General features: G+C 42.0%; 18 protein-coding genes, 4 tRNA genes and 1 pseudogene. 15 read left to right on the top strand and 8 right to left on the bottom strand.

The genetic code is table 11. The features are described from left to right. Positions 1-31 precede the first annotated feature (31 nt). Positions 32-1243, top strand: coding sequence for a sodium/glutamate symporter (gene gltS, locus DXZ23_RS03290; RefSeq protein ID WP_017805496.1), 1212 nt, complete (start codon positions 32-34; stop codon positions 1241-1243). 49 nt (positions 1244-1292) lie between these two features. Here the strand turns inward: gltS and coaA are convergent, their stop codons facing one another. Further along, on the bottom strand, positions 1293-2246 hold the full coding sequence (gene coaA / locus DXZ23_RS03295; RefSeq protein WP_017805495.1) for a type I pantothenate kinase: 954 nt from the start codon (positions 2244-2246) through the stop codon (positions 1293-1295). Between the two features lie 215 nt (positions 2247-2461). Here coaA and DXZ23_RS03300 point away from each other — a divergent pair. The 12 genes from DXZ23_RS03300 (at position 2462) to DXZ23_RS03355 (ending at position 11837) form a co-directional block, all read left to right on the top strand. After that, a tRNA-Thr gene (locus DXZ23_RS03300) sits at positions 2462-2537 on the top strand. Between the two features lie 34 nt (positions 2538-2571). Then, a tRNA-Tyr gene (locus DXZ23_RS03305) sits at positions 2572-2656 on the top strand. 41 nt (positions 2657-2697) lie between these two features. Next, positions 2698-2772: transfer RNA gene (locus DXZ23_RS03310), tRNA-Gly, on the top strand. Between the two features lie 3 nt (positions 2773-2775). Beyond that, positions 2776-2851, top strand: a tRNA-Thr gene (locus tag DXZ23_RS03315). Positions 2852-2953: 102 nt separating this feature from the next. Continuing rightward, positions 2954-4138, top strand: coding sequence for an elongation factor Tu (gene tuf / locus DXZ23_RS03320; protein ID WP_017805436.1), 1185 nt, complete (start codon positions 2954-2956; stop codon positions 4136-4138). A gap of 414 nt (positions 4139-4552) precedes the next feature. Beyond that, a complete protein-coding gene (nudC, locus tag DXZ23_RS03325) occupies positions 4553-5380 on the top strand; it encodes an NAD(+) diphosphatase (RefSeq protein WP_035659604.1) in 828 nt (275 codons plus the stop codon). Continuing rightward, positions 5380-6444: a uroporphyrinogen decarboxylase gene (gene hemE, locus DXZ23_RS03330; protein WP_017805494.1), complete on the top strand. Its 1065-nt coding sequence runs from the start codon at positions 5380-5382 to the stop codon at positions 6442-6444. The genes nudC and hemE overlap by 1 nt, the downstream gene beginning before the upstream one ends. A 9-nt stretch (positions 6445-6453) precedes the next feature. Further along, complete coding sequence (locus DXZ23_RS03335) at positions 6454-7044, top strand: YjaG family protein (protein WP_017805493.1); 591 nt, start codon at positions 6454-6456, stop codon at positions 7042-7044. Positions 7045-7202: 158 nt separating this feature from the next. After that, positions 7203-7475 (top strand): non-specific DNA-binding protein Hbs, encoded by a 273-nt coding sequence (gene hbs / locus DXZ23_RS03340; RefSeq protein WP_017805492.1) that lies wholly within the window; start codon positions 7203-7205, stop codon positions 7473-7475. A gap of 157 nt (positions 7476-7632) precedes the next feature. Beyond that, a complete protein-coding gene (locus DXZ23_RS03345) occupies positions 7633-8415 on the top strand; it encodes a DeoR/GlpR family DNA-binding transcription regulator (RefSeq protein ID WP_017805491.1) in 783 nt (260 codons plus the stop codon). Between the two features lie 41 nt (positions 8416-8456). Next, positions 8457-10289: a glutamine--fructose-6-phosphate transaminase (isomerizing) gene (gene glmS, locus DXZ23_RS03350; protein ID WP_035695551.1), complete on the top strand. Its 1833-nt coding sequence runs from the start codon at positions 8457-8459 to the stop codon at positions 10287-10289. A 234-nt stretch (positions 10290-10523) separates the two neighbouring features. Next, complete coding sequence (locus DXZ23_RS03355) at positions 10524-11837, top strand: autotransporter family protein (RefSeq protein WP_021723580.1); 1314 nt, start codon at positions 10524-10526, stop codon at positions 11835-11837. A gap of 86 nt (positions 11838-11923) precedes the next feature. Here the strand turns inward: DXZ23_RS03355 and pdxH are convergent, their stop codons facing one another. The 6 genes and pseudogenes from pdxH to DXZ23_RS03385 all read right to left on the bottom strand — a co-directional run bounded on the left by pdxH (position 11924) and on the right by DXZ23_RS03385 (position 17648). Continuing rightward, the gene (pdxH, locus tag DXZ23_RS03360; RefSeq protein WP_017807543.1) at positions 11924-12559 is read right to left on the bottom strand and encodes a pyridoxamine 5'-phosphate oxidase; all 636 of its coding nucleotides are present in this window, start codon (positions 12557-12559) and stop codon (positions 11924-11926) included. After that, positions 12556-13212: pseudogene (locus DXZ23_RS03365) on the bottom strand (MFS transporter); the annotation flags it as partial. The gene pdxH and the pseudogene DXZ23_RS03365, both read right to left, overlap by 4 nt. A gap of 23 nt (positions 13213-13235) precedes the next feature. Continuing rightward, positions 13236-14575, bottom strand: a protein-coding gene (locus DXZ23_RS03370; RefSeq protein WP_114995397.1) for an IS3 family transposase whose coding sequence is annotated in 2 segments (ribosomal slippage) — positions 13236-14125 and positions 14125-14575 — 1341 coding nt in all. Because the reading frame shifts where the segments join, the coding sequence is not laid out codon by codon here. A gap of 54 nt (positions 14576-14629) precedes the next feature. Continuing rightward, entirely contained in the window at positions 14630-15382 is a 753-nt protein-coding gene (locus tag DXZ23_RS03375; RefSeq protein WP_017805489.1) for a GIY-YIG nuclease family protein, read from the bottom strand. Beyond that, positions 15372-16883 (bottom strand): Eco57I restriction-modification methylase domain-containing protein, encoded by a 1512-nt coding sequence (locus tag DXZ23_RS03380; RefSeq protein WP_021723577.1) that lies wholly within the window; start codon positions 16881-16883, stop codon positions 15372-15374. The genes DXZ23_RS03375 and DXZ23_RS03380 overlap by 11 nt, the downstream gene beginning before the upstream one ends. Further along, a complete protein-coding gene (locus DXZ23_RS03385; protein WP_017805487.1) occupies positions 16884-17648 on the bottom strand; it encodes a DNA methyltransferase family protein in 765 nt (254 codons plus the stop codon). Positions 17649-17770: 122 nt separating this feature from the next. Here DXZ23_RS03385 and DXZ23_RS03390 point away from each other — a divergent pair, with 122 nt between their 5' ends. Further along, positions 17771-18028 (top strand): hypothetical protein, encoded by a 258-nt coding sequence (locus DXZ23_RS03390; protein ID WP_021723576.1) that lies wholly within the window; start codon positions 17771-17773, stop codon positions 18026-18028. A gap of 7 nt (positions 18029-18035) precedes the next feature. Next, the gene (locus tag DXZ23_RS03395; RefSeq protein ID WP_017805485.1) at positions 18036-18230 is read left to right on the top strand and encodes a hypothetical protein; all 195 of its coding nucleotides are present in this window, start codon (positions 18036-18038) and stop codon (positions 18228-18230) included. A gap of 197 nt (positions 18231-18427) precedes the next feature. Here the strand turns inward: DXZ23_RS03395 and DXZ23_RS03400 are convergent, their stop codons facing one another. Further along, the gene (locus DXZ23_RS03400; RefSeq protein ID WP_017805484.1) at positions 18428-19183 is read right to left on the bottom strand and encodes a class I SAM-dependent methyltransferase; all 756 of its coding nucleotides are present in this window, start codon (positions 19181-19183) and stop codon (positions 18428-18430) included. Positions 19184-19353 lie beyond the last annotated feature (170 nt).

Genomic DNA, 19353 nt, shown 5'->3' on the forward strand with positions numbered 1-19353 from the left:
GACTACACGGATAAACTAATGAGGAGATTATATGGTTTTTGATACTTATGAAACATTGGCACTAGCTTGTTTGGTTTTGTTGCTAGGATATTTTTTAGTGAAACGTGTTCGTCTATTGAGTCATTATAATATTCCAGAACCCGTAGTTGGAGGGTTTCTTGTGGCTATTGTATTGACGCTAGTGCATAAATTTTGGGGATTGAGTTTTAGCTTTGATACAAATCTGCAACGCACGATGATGCTTGCTTTTTTTACATCTATTGGGCTAAGTGCAAATTTTTCGCGTTTAATAAAAGGTGGAAAACCGTTAGTCGTATTTCTGTTTGTTGCGGCTGGATTAATTGCGTTACAAAATACGGTAGGCATATTTAGTGCGTTGGCTTTAGGGATTGAACCTGCGTATGGGTTAATTGCGAGTTCTATCACATTGACAGGTGGTCATGGTACAGGTGCTGCTTGGGCTGATGCCTTAGCGAATCGTTTTGGATTACAAAGTACAATGGAATTGGCAATGGCTTGTGCAACCTTTGGACTCGTTTTTGGTGGAGTGATTGGTGGTCCCGTTGCTAGTTTCTTGTTAAAGCGTTTACATCGGAAAGAAATTCCGGAAGATGAAAATCTTGATGATGTTGAGGAAGCTTTTGAAAAACCCGTGTACCGTCGTAAGGTTAATACTCGTTCCATTATTGAAACTATCACAATGATGTCTGTTTGTTTATTTATTGGACAGCAATTAGATTTGTTAGCTAAAGGGACGGCATTTCAATTGCCTACTTTTGTTTGGTGTTTGTTTACCGGCGTTATTGTGCGGAATTCTTTAGCTCATGTGTTTAAATTTAAAGTTGCAGATGAGGCGATTGATATTTTGGGTAGCGTAGGGTTATCGATCTTTTTAGCCATCGCATTAATGTCTTTAAAATTGTGGGAATTAGCTGGATTAGCCTTGCCTATTTTTGTGATTTTATTAATTCAAGTTGTTGTAATGGCACTATATGCGATTTTTGTGACATTCCGAGTAATGGGGAAAGATTATGATGCGGCTGTTTTAAGTGCAGGGCATTGTGGTTTTGGTTTAGGAGCAACACCTACAGCTGTAGCTAATATGCAGGCGGTAACATCTCATTATGGACCATCACACAAAGCTTTCTTAATTGTGCCAATGGTTGGGGCATTTTTCATCGATTTATTAAATGCAAGTTTATTAAAATTTTTCGTTGAAGTAGCTTCTTTTTTCCAAGGTTAGAACATTGAATATTGAAAAATCGTTGTTGGAGTTTATCAACAACGATTTTTTATTTTCTCAATTTGACTTTTTCTACTATATGACTTTCACCTTTAATTAGAATCAAATTCGCTCGCTCTTTAGTGGGTAAAATATTATCTCGTAAGTTTTTGCCATTAATTTCATCCCAAATTTTACTTGCAGTTTGAATCGCTTCTTGCTCCGAAAGAGAAGCATAGTGTTTAAAATAAGAGTTAGGATTACTAAAAGCACTACGGCGAAATTTTAAAAAACGATGGATGTACCATTTTTTTAACAGTATTTCTTCGGCATCGACGAAAATAGAAAAATCTACAAAATCAGATACAAAAACTTGATTAGTGTGGTTATTACTTTGCTGTAGGACATTTAGACCTTCTAAAATAAGAATATCTGGTTGGTCAACAATATCAAATTTATCTCTCACAATATCATAAGTTAGATGTGAATAAATGGGGGCTTTAACATTGCGTTTACCAGATTTGATATCTGCAAGAAAATGGATGAGACGCTGAGTATCGTAAGAGATAGGAAAACCTTTTTTATCCAATATATTTTTTGCCTTGAGTTTTTCTAACGGATATAAAAAACCATCTGTAGTAATTAAATCTACTCTACGAACTTGTGGCCAGTTTGCGAGTAAAGATTGTAAGATCCGTGCAGAAGTGCTTTTCCCAACAGCCACACTACCCGCAATGCTGATAATGTAAGGTGTTTTTTGCGTATCTTGGCTAAGAAAACGTTTTAAAACGGTTTGGCGACGAAGATTTTCTTCAATGTAATAGTTGATAAGGCGAGTAAGAGGAAGGTAAATTGTGCTTACTTCATTTAAAGAAAGCTCTTCATTAAAGCCTAATAAAGGTTTAAGGTCTTGTTCAGTAAGTTTTAATGGTACGGATTTACGTAATTCTGCCCACTGTTGACGATTAAACGTAAGAAAAGGGGTTAATTGTTCGCTTAATGCGTTTGAATTAGAAAAACTCACAATGTTATCTTTATATTTGATAAAACGATGTGGAGAAATATACCTTATAAATTCTTTTATGGAGAGAGAATTTTAGTGTAAATCGAGGATTTTTTTATAAAATTTGTTCACTTTGGCTGATAAATAAACGAACAATTAAAAAAATCGATTTTTTTTCAAAAAAACGCTTGTCAGTGATAAAAATTTCCCTATAATACGCCTCACTTGCTTACGACGCCGACTTAGCTCAGTAGGTAGAGCAACTGACTTGTAATCAGTAGGTCACCAGTTCGATTCCGGTAGTCGGCACCATAACCAAGCGTAGCCAAGTTCATTCATTTAGTGCGGAGGGATTCCCGAGCGGCCAAAGGGAGCAGACTGTAAATCTGCCGGCTCAGCCTTCGAAGGTTCGAATCCTTCTCCCTCCACCATTTTGTAGATGAATTCTGATGGGATAGATGAATTTAGGACTGCGGGCATCGTATAATGGCTATTACCTCAGCCTTCCAAGCTGATGATGCGGGTTCGATTCCCGCTGCCCGCTCCAAGCGCTGATATAGCTCAGTTGGTAGAGTGCACCCTTGGTAAGGGTGAGGTCGGCGGTTCAAATCCGCCTATCAGCACCAGCCTTAACTTCACCTTTCTCTTATATTTAGCACAAACTTATTCATTTGGTTAATGTGGTATTTTGAACCATCGATAACCGTGTTTATCTAGAGGGACTCTTAATGTCTAAAGAAAAATTTGAACGTACAAAACCGCACGTAAACGTGGGTACAATCGGCCACGTTGACCATGGTAAAACAACTTTAACAGCAGCAATCACCACAGTATTAGCGAAACACTACGGTGGTTCAGCACGTGCATTTGATCAAATTGATAATGCACCAGAAGAAAAAGCACGTGGTATCACCATCAACACCTCACACGTTGAATACGATACCCCAACTCGCCACTATGCACACGTTGACTGCCCAGGGCACGCGGACTATGTTAAAAATATGATCACTGGTGCGGCACAAATGGACGGTGCAATTCTTGTAGTAGCAGCGACAGACGGCCCAATGCCACAAACTCGTGAGCACATCTTATTAGGACGCCAAGTAGGTGTACCATACATCATCGTATTCTTAAACAAATGCGATATGGTAGATGACGAAGAGTTATTAGAATTAGTAGAAATGGAAGTGCGTGAACTTCTTTCTCAATATGATTTCCCAGGTGATGATACACCAATCGTACGTGGTTCAGCGTTAAAAGCGTTAGAAGGCGATGCGGCATGGGAAGAAAAAATCCTTGAGTTAGCAAACCACTTAGACACTTACATTCCAGAGCCAGAGCGTGCGATTGACCAACCATTCCTATTACCAATCGAAGACGTATTCTCAATCTCAGGTCGTGGTACCGTAGTAACAGGCCGTGTAGAGCGTGGTATTATCCGCACTGGTGATGAAGTAGAAATCGTAGGTATCAAAGAAACTGCGAAAACGACCGTAACAGGTGTAGAAATGTTCCGTAAATTACTTGACGAAGGTCGTGCGGGTGAAAACATCGGTGCATTATTACGTGGTACAAAACGTGAAGAAATCGAACGTGGTCAGGTATTAGCGAAACCAGGTTCAATCACACCACACACAGACTTCGAATCAGAAGTTTACGTATTATCAAAAGAAGAAGGTGGTCGTCATACTCCATTCTTCAAAGGTTACCGTCCACAATTCTATTTCCGTACAACTGACGTAACAGGAACAATCGAGTTACCAGAAGGCGTGGAAATGGTAATGCCAGGCGATAACATCAAAATGACAGTAAGCTTAATTCACCCAATCGCGATGGACCAAGGTTTACGCTTTGCGATTCGTGAAGGTGGTCGTACAGTAGGTGCGGGCGTGGTAGCGAAAATCATCAAATAATGATGATATTGCTAGGTAACACTAGAAAGTTAAGAGAGGGCATCGAAAGATGCCCTTTTTGTTTGAGGTTGTAACGAAAGAAATGGGGAAAGCTAGAATAAGGAAATTTTCATCTTTATAATTTCTTAGATCTAAAACCTTACCATAGATATTTGACGATTTTCTTTTTGCATAAAGCATAGTAACAAGAATATAAACGGGTATAACTATTTAGTTTTAAATTATTCTGTATTACTTGTATTCGTCATTTTGCCTAATCTTGAGCTTAAAGATTTATGCAATGATAAAATAGTGTGATCAACGTTTAACAGCCATAATTTCTCATAGCGAAACCCAAATAAATCTGTAAAATACCCCCTAATTAAACAATTCTATAAACCAAGAAAGTGCGGTGAGTTTTTTATGCGTTTTTTGATGCAACCTCTTTCCCCAGACACGCAGGGCGTTTGGCTTTTAACGCAAGGTTCGGCGATTTATTTAATTGACGGCAAGTTACCCCAAGGGCTGGCGAGTGCGTTTCAGTTGCAAGGGTTGCCAGCAATGGAAATTGGGCGAATGGAGAGGGCAGGCGAAACGCAGCCCCTTTGGTTGGTTGCTGAACAAGAGCAGGATTGGCGGGAATATACCTCGTTACGCAGTCAGCTTCATTTGCCCGAAATACAATTTAATTTGTTAAATCGCGGTGTGGAAATTAACCATTTTCTGAAAACGCACCGTTTTTGCGGGCGATGTGGTTCACCGATGGCGATGGTGGGGGAAGAGCTGGCATTGCAATGCAAAAATGCCGCTTGTTCGCACCGCACTTACCCTGTGATTTGTCCCTCTATTATTGTAGCAGTGCGGAGAGGGAAGCAGATTTTGCTCGCCAATCATTTGCGTCATCAGCAGGAAAAAATGTACACCACTTTGGCAGGATTTGTGGAAGTAGGCGAAAGTTTTGAGCAAACCGTTGAGCGAGAAGTGTTTGAGGAAACGGGGATTAAGGTGAAGAATATCCGCTATTTTGGCAGCCAGCCGTGGGCGTTTCCAAATTCGCAAATGGTCGGATTTTTAGCTGATTACGCGAGCGGTGAGATCACCTTGCAAGAAGCGGAGCTAAGTGATGCACAATGGTTTGCTTATGACGAACCCTTGCCAACCTTGCCACCAGAAGGCACGATTGCCCTAAAATTGATTAACCAAACCCTTGCACTTTGTGCGGAAACGACAAAAGTGCGGTCTAAAAAAGAAAGGATTTTTTGATGTTTGAACTAAAAAATGATCGCTATTTGCGAGCATTATTGCGTGAACCTGTGGATATGACCCCCGTGTGGATGATGCGTCAAGCGGGGCGTTATTTGCCAGAATACAAAGCCACCAGAGCGACAGCGGGGGATTTTATGTCCCTTTGTCGTAATGCGGAGCTGGCGTGCGAAGTTACGCTTCAGCCCTTACGCCGTTATGATCTTGACGCAGCAATTTTATTTTCTGATATTCTCACCATTCCCGATGCAATGGGCTTGGGCTTAAGTTTTGGGGCAGGAGAAGGCCCGAAATTTGCTCGCCCAATCGAAAATAAAAGTGCGGTGCAAAATTTGCCTATTCCTGATCCTGAGCAGGAATTGCAATATGTGATGAATGCAGTGCGAACCATTCGCCGTGAACTTAAAGGTGAAGTGCCGTTGATCGGTTTTTCGGGTAGCCCTTGGACGCTTGCCACCTATATGGTTGAGGGCGGGAGCAGCAAAGCCTTCACCAAAATCAAAAAAATGCTCTATGCCGAGCCAGAAACTTTGCATTTATTATTAGATAAACTCGCCGATGCGGTCGCTCTTTATCTTAATGCTCAAATTAAAGCGGGAGTGCAGTCGGTAATGATTTTTGATACTTGGGGCGGCGTGTTGGGGCATCGTGAGTATCTCGAGTTTTCCTTGCAATATATGCAAAAAATCGTTGAAAACCTGATCCGCCAAAATGAGGGGCGGAAAGTACCAGCTACCTTGTTTACCAAAGGAGGCGGGTTATGGCTGGAGGCCATTGCGGATACGGGCTGTGATGCGATTGGGCTAGATTGGACTGTAAATTTAGCTGAGGCGAAAAAGCGTGTTGGACATAAAGTCGCTTTGCAAGGCAATATGGACCCCTCTGTGCTTTATGCTTCACCAGCTCGGATTGAGCAAGAAGTGCGGTCAATTTTGGCGGATTTTGGCGAAGGCAGCGGCCACGTTTTCAATCTCGGACACGGCATTCATCAAGATGTACCCGAAATTAGCCCGAAAGTTTTCGTTGATGCCATTCATCAATATTCCCAAGCCTATCATAAATAAGGGGAAACAATGCGTAATCCGATTCATAAACGTTTAGAAAATTTGGTGAGCTGGCAACATCTCACCTTTATGGCGTGCTTATGTGAGCGAATGTTGCCTAATTTTCAGCTTTTCTGCCAAGTAACGGAACAGCCTGCTCAAGCGAAGGTTTATCAAAATATTTTGAACCTTGTTTGGGAACATTTAACGGTGAAAGGGGCAAATATTAATTTCGATCATCAACTGGAAAAATTTGAAGCCATTATTCCTGATGTGAATGACTACGAGTTTTACGGCATCGTTCCCGCTATTGAGGCTTGCGAGGGGCTTTCCGCGTTATTGCATAGCTTAATTGCAGGGGAAACATTGGAGCGTGCTATTCAACTGAGCTTGATTTCCTTACAAACCGTGATTGGGGCATTGGAACAGGAAGAAGAGCGTGAGTTTTCCGAACAAGAATTGAAAACTAATGCCTATGTTGAACAAGAGCTTGATGTGCAGTGGCAGATCTACCGCGTGTTAAAGGATTGCGAAGAGCGAGATGTGGCGTTGATTTTATCCTTAAAAAATGAAATTCGGGCTGAAGGAGTATCAAATATTGGTATAGAATTTAAGCAATAATGTGATTTAGCTAACATTTTTCACTGAGATTGCTTTGCTTTATTCTTAACTTAGAGTATGCTTTATCGCACTGTGTATTCAGTTATTTATGATTGCATTTGGTGTTAAGAGTTTTCTTAACAGGTTTAATATTATCGAAATAGAGAAGGTACTAATTTATGAACAAAACGGATTTAATTGATGCGATTGCAAGTGCAGCAGAGTTAAATAAAAAGCAGGCTAAAGCGGCATTAGAAGCAACTTTAGACGCGATTGCTGGTAGCTTAAAAGCAGGTCAGCCAGTTCAATTAATCGGCTTTGGTACATTCAAAGTGAACGAGCGTAAAGCACGTACAGGTCGTAACCCACAAACAGGTGCAGAAATTCAAATTGCTGCATCAAAAGTGCCAGCGTTTGTTGCTGGTAAAGCATTAAAAGATGCTATCAAATAATTCATTGTCCTTATTTTCTAACCCTGCGTAATGCAGGGTTTTTTGTCTATACGATTTAAAAAAACAGTTGCTTTGTTTTCCTTAACAAACTTTCTATTTACATTTGCCTTTTCTTTCTATAATATTCCGAACCGAAATTTAAATCTGATTAAAGATTATGAAACGAAATATTCAACCCAGAAATACGCAACAACGCCGTCATCGCATCGTGCAATTATTGCAAAGCCAAGGCGAAGTGAGTGTGGAACAGCTTGTGCAGTTATTTGAAACCTCAGAGGTAACCATTCGTAAAGATCTCACCGCACTTGAGGCAAACGGGGTATTAGTACGTCGTTATGGCGGTGCAATCCTAATGCCGCAAGAGTTGCTCGATGAAAGCCAAGATGAACCGCTTTCGAATCGAAAGTTAGCAATTGCCAAATATGCGGCTGAACGCATTGCGGATCATAACCGCATTATTATTGACAGCGGCAGCACAACAGCAGCCCTCATTCATCAGCTCAACAAAAAGCAGGGTTTGGTGGTGATGACGAATTCTTTGTCGGTAGCGACCCAATTGCGTGCATTAGAAAATGAGCCAACGCTATTGATGACAGGGGGGACTTGGGACACCCGTTCTGAATCTTTCCAAGGGCAAGTGGCGGCACAAGTGTTGCGTTCATATAATTTCGATCAGCTTTTCATTGGGGCAGATGGCATTGATTTAGAGCGTGGCACGACCACCTTTAATGAATTAGTGGATTTAAGCCGTGTAATGGCGGAAGTTTCCCGTGAAGTGATTGTGATGGTGGAATCACAAAAAATTGGGCGAAAAATGCCGAATATCGAATTAACTTGGCAGCAAATTGACGTGTTAGTTACCGATAATGCGTTGCCAGCGGAAATTAAACAACAAATTGAATCGCAAGGCGTAGAAGTGATCTGCGTAAGTGCGGTGTAAATTTTGACTATTTTTTACAAACTTACAACAAAGGAAATGTTATGTGTGGAATTGTGGGTGCAGTAGCACAACGTGATGTGGCGGAAATTTTAGTCGATGGCTTACATCGTTTGGAATACCGTGGTTATGATTCAGCGGGTATCGCGGTGCTAGATGCAAATCATCATATGCAAATCGTACGCCGTGTAGGCAAAGTGAAAGCCTTAGATGAAGCCCTTGAAGCTCATCCAATTTTAGGGGGAACAGGCATCGCTCACACCCGTTGGGCAACCCACGGCGAGCCATCAGAAGCCAATGCTCACCCGCATCGCTCAGGTAAAATTGCCGTTGTGCATAACGGGATTATCGAAAATTATGAAGAATTGCGTGAAGAATTACAAAAACGTGGCTACGAATTTCTTTCCCAAACTGACACCGAAGTGATCGCACATTTAGTGGAATGGGAATACCGCACCGCTAGCTCATTATTAGAAGCAGTGCAAAAAACCGTGGCCCAATTGCGTGGGGCGTATGGCACAGTGGTAATGCACCAAGATGAACCTGAGCATTTAATCGTAGCACGTTCTGGCAGCCCACTGGTTATCGGCTTAGGTGTGGGGGAAAACTTCCTAGCTTCCGATCCTTTAGCGTTATTAAGCGTAACACGTCGTTTCATTTATTTAGAAGAAGGCGATGTGGCAGAAATTTCTCGCCGTGATGTACAAATTTTTGATGCGCAAGGCAATGCCGTTGAGCGTGAAATGCACGAAGGGCATTTTGAAGCGGACGCCGCAGACAAAGGTCAATATCGCCACTATATGCAAAAAGAAATTTTTGAACAGCCTGTTGCGATTATGAACACCTTAGATGGCCGTATCGTTAATGGTAAGGTAAACATTGATGCCGTTGGTCCTAATGCAGCAGAAATCTTGCAAAAAGTGGAGCATATTCAAATTGTGGCGTGCGGAACGTCATACAACGCGGGAATGGTGGCACGCTATTGGTTTGAATCGATCGCAGGCGTAAGCTGTGATGTGGAAATTGCGTCAGAATTTCGCTATCGCAAATTCGTTACTCGCCCAAACAGCCTGCTGATCACCCTTTCTCAATCAGGGGAAACGGCGGATACTTTAGCGGCATTACGCTTAGCCAAAGAATCAGGTTATATGACTGCAATGACAATCTGTAACGTGGCAAGTTCTTCTTTAGTACGCGAATCAGATTTCGCCTTTATGACCCGTGCAGGCGTGGAAATTGGCGTGGCATCAACCAAAGCCTTCACCACCCAATTAACCTGCTTATTATTATTAAATGCGGCAATCGGACGCTTAAAAGGCACGCTGAGCGAAGAACAAGAACATCACATTGTACAGGCTTTACAACGTTTGCCAGCACAAATTGAAAGTGCGTTAGTTTATGATAAACAAATTGAAAAATTATCGGAAGATTTTGCTGATAAACACCACACTTTATTCTTAGGACGTGGCGAGTTTTACCCAATCGCAATGGAATCTGCATTGAAATTGAAAGAAATTTCCTACATTCACGCAGAAGCCTATGCTGCAGGGGAATTAAAACACGGCCCACTGGCTTTAATTGATAGCGATATGCCGGTGATTGTGGTTGCACCAGAAAATGATTTGCTCGAAAAAGTGAAATCAAACATTGAAGAAGTGCGTGCCAGAGGGGGACAACTTTATATCTTTGCTGATCACGATGCAGGCTTCAGCGATGATGAAGGCTTTAAAACCATCGTGTTACCGAAAGTGGACGAAGTAACCGCACCAATTTTCTACACTGTGCCGTTACAACTCCTCTCTTACCATATCGCCTTAATCAAAGGAACAGACGTGGATCAACCACGAAACCTTGCAAAAGCGGTAACGGTGGAATAGGCAGGTATAGTAAATAAGGAAAAATAAAGTGCGGTCATTTTGTTATCTATTTTTATGACGAATGTTCGTAATAAAAAGGGAATTAACAAAACTGTAACAATCTTTCCGAATTTTGTAGTTAAAATCTGTGATTTTGCTCACAAATTCATAAAGTATGCTTTACCCCCCCCCCCCCCGAAATCACTTATAATAAGGTATTCATACCATTGGTTATTTTTATTTTTGGAGGGGGAAATGAAAACAAATTTAAAAACTTGGCTTGCTGTTTTAGGGCTTGTTAGTTTAGTAATGCCAAACGTTGTTATTGCGAAGCCGGAGGAGAGCGGGAGCGAGAGGTATTTAAGTTGGACAGAGTTTAACGAGGAGCTAAAAGATTTGATAAGTATGTGCCAAAAGGGTGATCCAGCAGATTTTTATGACATTTATAAAGAGTGTAGTAAGGAAAGTATCATTGAGTATTATTTGGATGATCGTGATATGCATATATATCCTGATGGTGGCAGTCGTTATGATGAAGTGGATTACGATGCTATTGAGGACTACATTAACAATGCGTTAAAAAACTATAAAGAACCGAAAAAACCGACCCAACCAAGCCAACCGCAACAACCAACAATGTCTTGGCTGGCACTGGCACCAAGAGTGAATTTAGAACAGGGATTTGCGAGCGTACGCACCTTACACGAAAGACGGGGAGAGAACTGGGAATTGAAGGAAACAGAAGGTCAGCCTTGGGGCAGAGTGTTAGGGGATTATTTGACGCAAAAAGGAGATGAAAATGCGTCATTTAAGTTGCGAGATTATGGATTTCAATTAGGTTATGACCGCATAGAGAAGAAAGAAGCGGGGCATAGATTAACGGGGATATTTGCGGGTTATCGAGTAGGTAAAGCGAAATTCTATGGTGAAGATGAGAATAATCAACCCCTCTATCAAGGAAAACTTCGCACCCATCATTTCCATCTAGGAGCGGAGCATACCCGTTATGCAAAAGATGGCGGTTATGTGGATTTAGTGGGATTGATGTCTTATTTTAGAAATCAGTACCAAGCACGTTTAGAGGGAGAAAAAGTAAGATATAGTCGTTTTGGGGTATTGTTCTCAGTAGAAGCGGGTAAGCCTTTCGCAGTGAGTTCGTCAGAAGAAAAAATAGGGTGGTTTATAGAGCCTCAAGCCCAATTGATTTATCAATTTATTGCCTCGAAGAATCCGAACGATAAGATAGAGATGTCAAATAGCAATGCGTTGCGAGGCCGTGTAGGCGTTCGGGTTGTGCGTAATAGAGCGTTAGATGATGAATGGCAAGCACGTTCCCTTTATGCGGTTGCGAATATTTGGAAAGATTTTTACAATCGCACGGGAGTTCGGATTAATGATGTGAAATTTGAACAAGGTTATGGGAATCTATGGTGGGAAGCAGGAGTAGGGTTGCAATTGCCTTTATCTCGTAAGCTGTATTTGTACACGGATGTACGTTATGAGCAACAATTTGGTCATCGAGCAGGTCATCACGGCTATAGAGGGGTGATTGGGTTGAAATATAATTAATTTTTCAATGGTAAAAACTGGTCCGAAAAAATACCGCACTTTTATAGGCATTTGGCTTAGAAGTGCGGTGTTTTTTTATGCTGTTTTTAGGGAGATAACCGATCTTTCTGCCATTCTTGTTCACTGATGCGTAAATAACGAATACGATCATGTAGGCGACTTGGGCGACCTTGCCAGAACTCGATCATATCTGGCAACACAATATAGCCACCCCAATGGGCTGGTCGAGGCACGTTAATTGGGTGCTTGGCGGCAAACATTGCCGCTTTGGCGAGCAAAAATTCTTTACTGGAAAGCACCGCACTTTGTTCACTTGCCCAAGCACCAATTCGGCTTGTGTAGGGACGGCTAGCGAAGTATTCATCAGAGAGGGCTTCGGGTAGGCGTTCAACACGCCCTTCGATACGTACTTGGCGTTCTAATTCTGCCCAGAAAAAAGTGAGAGCAGCAAAAGGATGCTGACTAAGTGCCTGCCCTTTGCGACTGAGATAATTGGTGAAAAAAATAAACCCCTGCGGTGTGGTTTGTTTTAAAAGCACCATTCGGCTATTGGGCTTGCCGTTTTCGTCCACAGTGGCGAGGTTCATCGCAGTTGGCTCATTGACTTTAGCATTCATCGCTTCATTCAGCCATTGGTCGAAAAATGCCATTGGCTCAGCGGGGCAAAGGGATTTTGATAAACTTTTTTGACTGTATTCTTGGCGAATGTTTTGTAAGTTCATTCTGCCTCCTTTGGTTTTTCTATCTGTAGATTATTTCCGTCTTGCTTTTTAAGCCCTCTTAGAATCAGAACTAAAACAATGCCAAACAAGCTAGAAGTAAGAAAAGTATAACTAAACGCATTTTGTAGTTGTTCGCTATTATCGCTTAATAAATTACGATAAACACCTAAGATCACGGAAGAAACAGCAATACCGATACCAATACCCACTTGCTGAATAATGCTTAACATTGTAGACCCCGCACTGGCGTTGCTTTCTGATAAATCCCCCACCGTTAAGGTGTTCACGGCAGTGAAACTCACCGACATACAGGCTCCATACACTAATAAGATCAGTACCATTTGCCAAACAGGTGTTTGCTGTTGTAATAGGCTCATTGTGGCGATAGTCAAAGTCATTAAAACGCCTGTTCCAATTAATGTCTTTTTATAACTAAACCGAAATAAAATAGGTTTAATAAGGGGCTTAAACGCCATTGAACTTACGGCGATGGGTACCATCAGCCAGCCTGCCATTTCGGGGCTATAATGGAAAACCACTTGTAACATTAGAGGCAATAAAAATGGTACGCCAGAGCCACATAATCGAATAAATAAATTGGCGATAAACCCTAGACGAAAGGTTCTAATTTGAAAAAGCGAAAGGGGAAGTAATGATCTGCCCCCAAAAAGTTAGACTATATTCTAATTTCATTCAAGGACTGAGTTCTGTATTCCACAGGGCTTAGTCCTTTGAGCTTCACTTGAATACGCTCATTGTTGTAGTAATGAATGTACTCGTGAATCACTTTTTCAAGCTGTTCAAAGGTTTCAAACCGCTTGCCAAAGTAACATTCCGTCTTCAATCGCCCGAAAAAGCTTTCCATCGCACCATTATCAAGGCAATTGCCTTTTCTCGACATACTTTGCGTAATACCGTGTTTTTTCAATATCTCCCGATAACCCATCATTTGATACTGCCACCCTTGGTCGGAATGCAGTATCGGTTTTTCCCCCGCTAATCGGTTCACCGCCTGGGTCAGCATTCTGGTTATCTGCTCAAAACTCGGACTTCTCGCCACATCATAAGCAATAATTTCGTTATTAAACAAGTCTTTAATCGGCGATAAATACACTTTGCCTTCCGCACATTTGAACTCGGTGATATCCGTTACCCACTTCTCATTCGGCATCGTTGCCGTAAAATCCCGTTGCAACAGATTATCGGCAATGTGTCCCACTTTGCCTTGGTAAGAACGATATTTTTTCTGCTTACTTTTTCCTTTTAACCCCAAACGTTGCATTATCGCTTGCCCCCTTTTGTGGTTGATAATCAAGTATTTCCTTAATTCCAAGGTAATTCGACGATAACCATAATTTTCGTCATTTTTGCGATAAATTTCCTCTATTTTCTGTGAAATCGCTACATTTTTATCCGACTTTGGCTTGAGATGATAAAAGAACGAACTGCGTGCCAATCCGATTAGCCTGAGTAACAATTCCAACGGGAAACGCGAGCGTAAGGCATTTACGATGACGGCTTTTTCTGCATTTTTTGTTGGTTGAGTTCCTGCAACTTTTTTAGCATTGCATTCTCCGCTTCTAATTCCAAAATTCGGTAACGCAAGCGTTCTTCTTCTGTTTTGGGCGTTGGTGGCATTTTAGGTGAGTTGAGTTTCATACTTGGACGACCTTTAGGTTTGAGTAATAACCCATCTATACCTTGTTTTTCAAAGCGTTGCAACCATTGACTAATTATCCCTGAACTGGGGATATCAAAGCGAAAGCAGGCGGCTTCAGCGGAGCACTGGCCTTTTTTGATAGCTTGAATAACCTTTAATTTAAACTCAACAGAATAACATCGTTTTTTACCTAACACAGCTAATCCATTGATTCCATTATGATTAAATTTCGCAATCCAACGTGCTAACGTGCTTTGGGGAAGCTGAAAATACTGGCGAGTAAGCGAACGGTTTTTTCCATTTTGATGATAAAAGTCGAGCACTTGTTGTTTGAAACGTTGAGTATATTTAGTCATAAAAAATCTGCACCTTAATCAGTTGGTTATTTAGTCCAACTTTTGGGGTGCAGATCAGTTACGGGCTTTCACTTTGCCTTTGGCAGTGCGTCCGTGCAGATCTTGCAAGGAAAGAAAACAAATCAACGGCTTGTGCAAGGCTTCGCTTTGTTGTTTCACCGCTTCCCACTCGTCCATATTTTCTTTGGCTAAAAATTGCCATTCGGTGAAATCCGTATGCCGTTGTAAATCCTCTTGCCACGCGGTTTTTACCGCAGGTTTAAAGGTGAGGATCAACACCCGCCGCCACGCCATTTGTTTCACCAGTTGATAAGTGGCGAAAGTTTTACCAAAACGCATTTTGGCGTTCCATAAAAATTTCGGCTCTTTGTTGGCATTTCTTGGGTCGGCGGCGAAAGCGGTGAAATATGCCATTGTGCGTTGCACCGCTTCTTGCTGTTCGGGACGCATTTTGAAATCTAAAGTGCGGTGTTTTTTGGGCGGTTTTCTGTTGCGAACTGCCACAATGGCGGCTTGAACCTGTTTTACATCACAATGAAACCATTCGCCCTCCGCCCGTTGCACGCCTAGTTTGGCTAACGCCTGATGCACATCGTGATCGGTAAAATAAGAGCCGTCATCACGCAATGCCAATTCCTCAAGCTCAAGCTGATAGCTTTGATTAGGCGTTTTAACGGGGTATTGCTCGGCAATGCGATCGGCGACTTTGCGGGTGGTGTAACCCACTTTAAGCATTTGAGGGAAACGCACATCGCTGTAAGCGTAAATTTTCGGTTGTTGTAACGGTAATAACAAATCATTCGACATCGTTTCTCTCCATTGGGCGAACCATTGCTTCGATAAAAGCGATTTCTTCGGCGTTTAAGCCATATTTGGCATAGAGTTTTTCATCGTTCCAAGATTGGGTGAAGTCTTGCATTGGGATAAATTCGTAAACTTTTTTGGTCGCATCTTGCGTATTCTTTTTTAAAGTCAGCATAAAATGAAAGAATTTGGTTTGAATGTAAGAAATGACATTTTTTGCCGTTTGCTCATCATTGAACGGTCCAAAAACGAGATAGGTTTCTGAGCAACAGGAATTTGGCTCGTCTAAAATGGGTTTGACTAAATCTTCTCGGCTATCCCCTGAGCCAATGGCTTTCGGCACAAATAATTTGTAACGATCGATCCAATCCTTATTATTTTTCACCTCACCGCGGCTCACATAATTTATCGCTTTATTGGCATAATATTTCACCTGATTATCTTTGGTTTTGGCATAGCCTTTAAACTTGGTATCAAAGCCAAAAGGCTTACGCGAACTCACCCATTGGCTAAAGCTCGGCTCAGCCAAGGCTTTCACTTTATGATAAATCGCAACAGCCTCATTACTTCGGATAAAAATATCCATATTTTCTTCTTGTAAATAACGGCGAGTTTGTGAAATAACATTATTGCTTTCATAAGTGAAAATTTCCGCCTCCCCCATTGAGCCTTTTTGCCAAAGGAAATAGCATACACCGCCTTTAATTTCCACGCCCGTAAAGCAATCTTGCGAATTGGGGAAATCGTGCAACTGGCGAATTTGTTGGTCTTGCAACATTGCGGAGCGAAATTCATCAAGCCCTTTGCCGCCCGCATACCAACGAGCGGGGATAATCATCACTAAATATTCAGGTTGTAAGGCTTTGGCTTGCTCAACAAATTTTTGATAAATGGGTCTGGCACTGGCTTGCGCGCCGCCATCGCTGAGCTGATAAGGCAGGTTGCCGATAATTACGTCAAATTTCATATGTTTATACTGTTCAAAAAAGGGGCTGTAAGAATGGATAAAATGGTAGGCGTGGGTTTCAAGTTGATCACCACGATCAAAAACTTCTTGGCTTGCACCACATTCGGTGCAACGCCCGTTTTCCCATTGGTGGGCTAAAGTGCGGTAGAAAATATTGCCGTTTTCGTCATCAAAGGCGGTGCAGACAGAATATTGACCGTTCGCTTCACGGCTACAATACAGGCTGCGGCGGCTTAGTTGAGTGGTGAGGGTGGTAATGCCGATGCCGAATAATTGCTGGGTGAAAATGTGGTTTAACCGTGTCTGCAAATCGGGGAAGTGGCTTTCCAAGCCTTTAATCAGGCGTTTGGCGATTTCGCGTAAAAACACACCCGATTTACTGCAGGGGTCAAGAAAGGTTTTCGTTGGGTCGCAAAAAAAGTGCGGTGGGATTAAATCCAACATTTTATTGGCTAATTGCGGTGAGGTGAACACTTCATCACTCGACAAATTGGCAATGCAAGAAAGTACATCGGGGTTGTAATTTTTAATCGTCATTTAGTTCTCACTTGGCAGATATTCAGCGGCATACTCAGAGGCATAGTGCTGTTTCAGTTGTAAAAAATCACAAAGGCTAGATTGAAAAACCGTGCGGTAAGGGTGCGGCAGCGTGCTGGTGGCATTGGGCTGATATTCTCTGCCCACTAAGCCCCAGTAAATAAAGGGAACGCGTTTGATTTTGCGATCGGTGATGAAGCTCCATTGGTAAAAAATGATCGCTTTTTTTGACCGCTCTTTGTCTTCTTCGCTCACCAAGCCCTCAAGAGGAATGCTCTGGCGTGGGGCTTCCACTTCCATTGTTAAAGCGTTGCCCCAGACAATATTAAAATGCAATAGGCATTCAATCGCCTCTAAGCACGCGGTTTTTTGGCTGTGTGGGAAAAGCCTTGCATATTCTTGAGCGGCGAAGTCAAACAGGCGTTGGCGGCAGGCTTGCACGTTATCTTTAAGCAATTCAATGCCGTAAATGCTACTCACCGCGAGGATTAAATCTCGTTCATAGGAAAGCTGGCTCGGCGGGGCGATATGCTTTCCGCGTTTACCTTTGGTTTGGTAATTTTCAGCGGCAACGGCTAATTTACGGCGTAAAATTTCGATCAAAAAATTGCCCGTTCCGCACGCTGGTTCAAGAAAAGTGGCTGCTAACGATTGGGTTTGTAACTTCACCAAATCAAGCATTGCATTCACTTCTTGCTCTCTGGTGTAAACTTCCCCGTGATCTGCGACACGTTTCTTTGAAACTATTTGTTGTTCATTTTTCATTTAGTAAAACTTTAAGATCAAATTGTTAAATTTATTTATTCTGTAACTATTTTTGATCGTTTTGTGATTTTTATCAATTCATAGTTACGGTTTTTTATGTGGAAGTGATAGCTTTCGCAACTATGAAGAAAGATGAAAAAACGCAACAAGATCAGCGAGAAAGACAACGTTTTTCCGAACGTTTGAAAAAAAGCTTGATTGCCAATGGCTACGCCCCTCGCGGCAATGTGCTTGAACGTGAATTTAATTTGCGTTACTACGGCACGCCGATTACACCACACACCGCAGGAAAATGGCTACGGGGTGAAAGTATTCCTCGTCTTGATAAATTACGCACACTGGCTTTGGTTGAATGTGAATTTGCTGGATTTGGTGTCTAAGGAAAAATTGGAAAGCCTCGAAGCTGGAGAATTTCGCCGCACAGATAAAGATCAACTTTTGCCCTACCACTGGGAAAAACTGGCTGAAGCCCAAGATAAAGCCTTATTCCATCAATTTTTAACCCTGCCCGAACCTCAAAAAAATGTGGTGCGAGAAGTGATTATGGCACTGGCAGAACGCTATAACAAAAAGCAAAAATAAAAGGGCGAATATCTCGCCCTTTTTCTATCCTTTGATTTCAATATGATACGGCGTTAGCTTGCCTTGTCGTACTCATTGTATTGAGGCAGTTCAACGCCTTGCCTGAACCACCTATTCTTTGATTTTCAAATAATACTGCATTCTTTCGCCGTATTAACGATACGCACTTCGGCTTGTTGCCTTGCCGTATTTTGCCTCTATTTTTGGCTACATACCGCGATAAAGTTGAGTTTTTTCTCAGGATCGTTAAACACCCTAAACATTTTTTGGAATGTCGGACGATTTTCAGGCTTCAAGGCATTGGTGATAATTTTCGCCGTGCCAAGTAACCCCTCGTCATAAATCATTCCCGTTGGCGAAAGCAAGGTCATTTCGCCCGAATAAGTTTCCACATTGCGAAAACCCGCCTCTAAAAAAACAGACTTCCAACCCTGTTTGCTGAGCGGGGTAACGGTGATATTAATCGCCTCACGCAACTGTTGGATCACTTCTTCGCTATTTTCTGTGGTGAGCATCACATCGTGGGTGAGCAAAAAGCCATTGGGCTTCAACACACGGTAATATTCCCGCACCGCTTTCATTTTGGCTTCGAGAGGCAACATCGTGAGCATCGCTTCGTTAATCACAATATCAAAGCTGTTATCCTCAAAAGGCAATTTCATCGCATTGGCACGCTGAAGATGAATTTTATCTTGCAAGCCCTTTTCCGCAACATTCTTGCGTGCTTTTTCTAAAGCAACTTCATCAAGATCCACACCCTCAATCTGACAACCAAATTTACTCGCCAGTTCAATGGCAGTCGTCCCCATATTGCACGCCACCTCCAGCACTTTTTTATCTTGGCTGAAATCCCCATTGGCGATTAACCACCCCGTCGCCTTACGACCACCAGGGCGTAAACGAGTTTTCCCTAAACGCGCCAAAAAATTATGCCCCACTTCTTCTTTTTTCATATAACCTCCCGTGTTTTTGCTCAATCATACCAACTTTCATTCGTAAATGAAATTTGTTCTTATTTTGTACCGCACTTTTGAATATAAACGCTAATTTTTTTAGAGAAATTGCCTATGCAAAAATTCACGCTAAGAGGCGTATGCGATATCCCCCTACGGCTGATAGAATA

The sequence above is a fragment of the Avibacterium paragallinarum genome (assembly GCF_900450705.1).
Classification (GTDB): Bacteria; Pseudomonadota; Gammaproteobacteria; order Enterobacterales; family Pasteurellaceae; genus Avibacterium; species Avibacterium paragallinarum.

What these genes read in the sequence shown, in the direction of transcription:
- pdxH (WP_017807543.1), bottom strand. Translation starts at nt 12,559, where the DNA reads ATGAACTTACAAAACATTCGCCAAGAATACAGTCAAAAAAGTTTATCA.
- DXZ23_RS03380 (WP_021723577.1), bottom strand. Translation starts at nt 16,883, where the DNA reads ATGACGATTAAAAATTACAACCCCGATGTACTTTCTTGCATTGCCAAT.
- DXZ23_RS03355 (WP_021723580.1), top strand. Translation starts at nt 10,524, where the DNA reads ATGAAAACAAATTTAAAAACTTGGCTTGCTGTTTTAGGGCTTGTTAGT.
- nudC (WP_035659604.1), top strand. Translation starts at nt 4,553, where the DNA reads ATGCAACCTCTTTCCCCAGACACGCAGGGCGTTTGGCTTTTAACGCAA.
- glmS (WP_035695551.1), top strand. Translation starts at nt 8,457, where the DNA reads ATGTGTGGAATTGTGGGTGCAGTAGCACAACGTGATGTGGCGGAAATT.
- DXZ23_RS03375 (WP_017805489.1), bottom strand. Translation starts at nt 15,382, where the DNA reads ATGTCGAATGATTTGTTATTACCGTTACAACAACCGAAAATTTACGCT.
- hemE (WP_017805494.1), top strand. Translation starts at nt 5,380, where the DNA reads ATGTTTGAACTAAAAAATGATCGCTATTTGCGAGCATTATTGCGTGAA.
- DXZ23_RS03335 (WP_017805493.1), top strand. Translation starts at nt 6,454, where the DNA reads ATGCGTAATCCGATTCATAAACGTTTAGAAAATTTGGTGAGCTGGCAA.
- DXZ23_RS03385 (WP_017805487.1), bottom strand. Translation starts at nt 17,648, where the DNA reads ATGAAAAATGAACAACAAATAGTTTCAAAGAAACGTGTCGCAGATCAC.
- tuf (WP_017805436.1), top strand. Translation starts at nt 2,954, where the DNA reads ATGTCTAAAGAAAAATTTGAACGTACAAAACCGCACGTAAACGTGGGT.
- gltS (WP_017805496.1), top strand. Translation starts at nt 32, where the DNA reads ATGGTTTTTGATACTTATGAAACATTGGCACTAGCTTGTTTGGTTTTG.
- DXZ23_RS03345 (WP_017805491.1), top strand. Translation starts at nt 7,633, where the DNA reads ATGAAACGAAATATTCAACCCAGAAATACGCAACAACGCCGTCATCGC.
- DXZ23_RS03400 (WP_017805484.1), bottom strand. Translation starts at nt 19,183, where the DNA reads ATGAAAAAAGAAGAAGTGGGGCATAATTTTTTGGCGCGTTTAGGGAAA.
- DXZ23_RS03390 (WP_021723576.1), top strand. Translation starts at nt 17,771, where the DNA reads ATGAAGAAAGATGAAAAAACGCAACAAGATCAGCGAGAAAGACAACGT.
- hbs (WP_017805492.1), top strand. Translation starts at nt 7,203, where the DNA reads ATGAACAAAACGGATTTAATTGATGCGATTGCAAGTGCAGCAGAGTTA.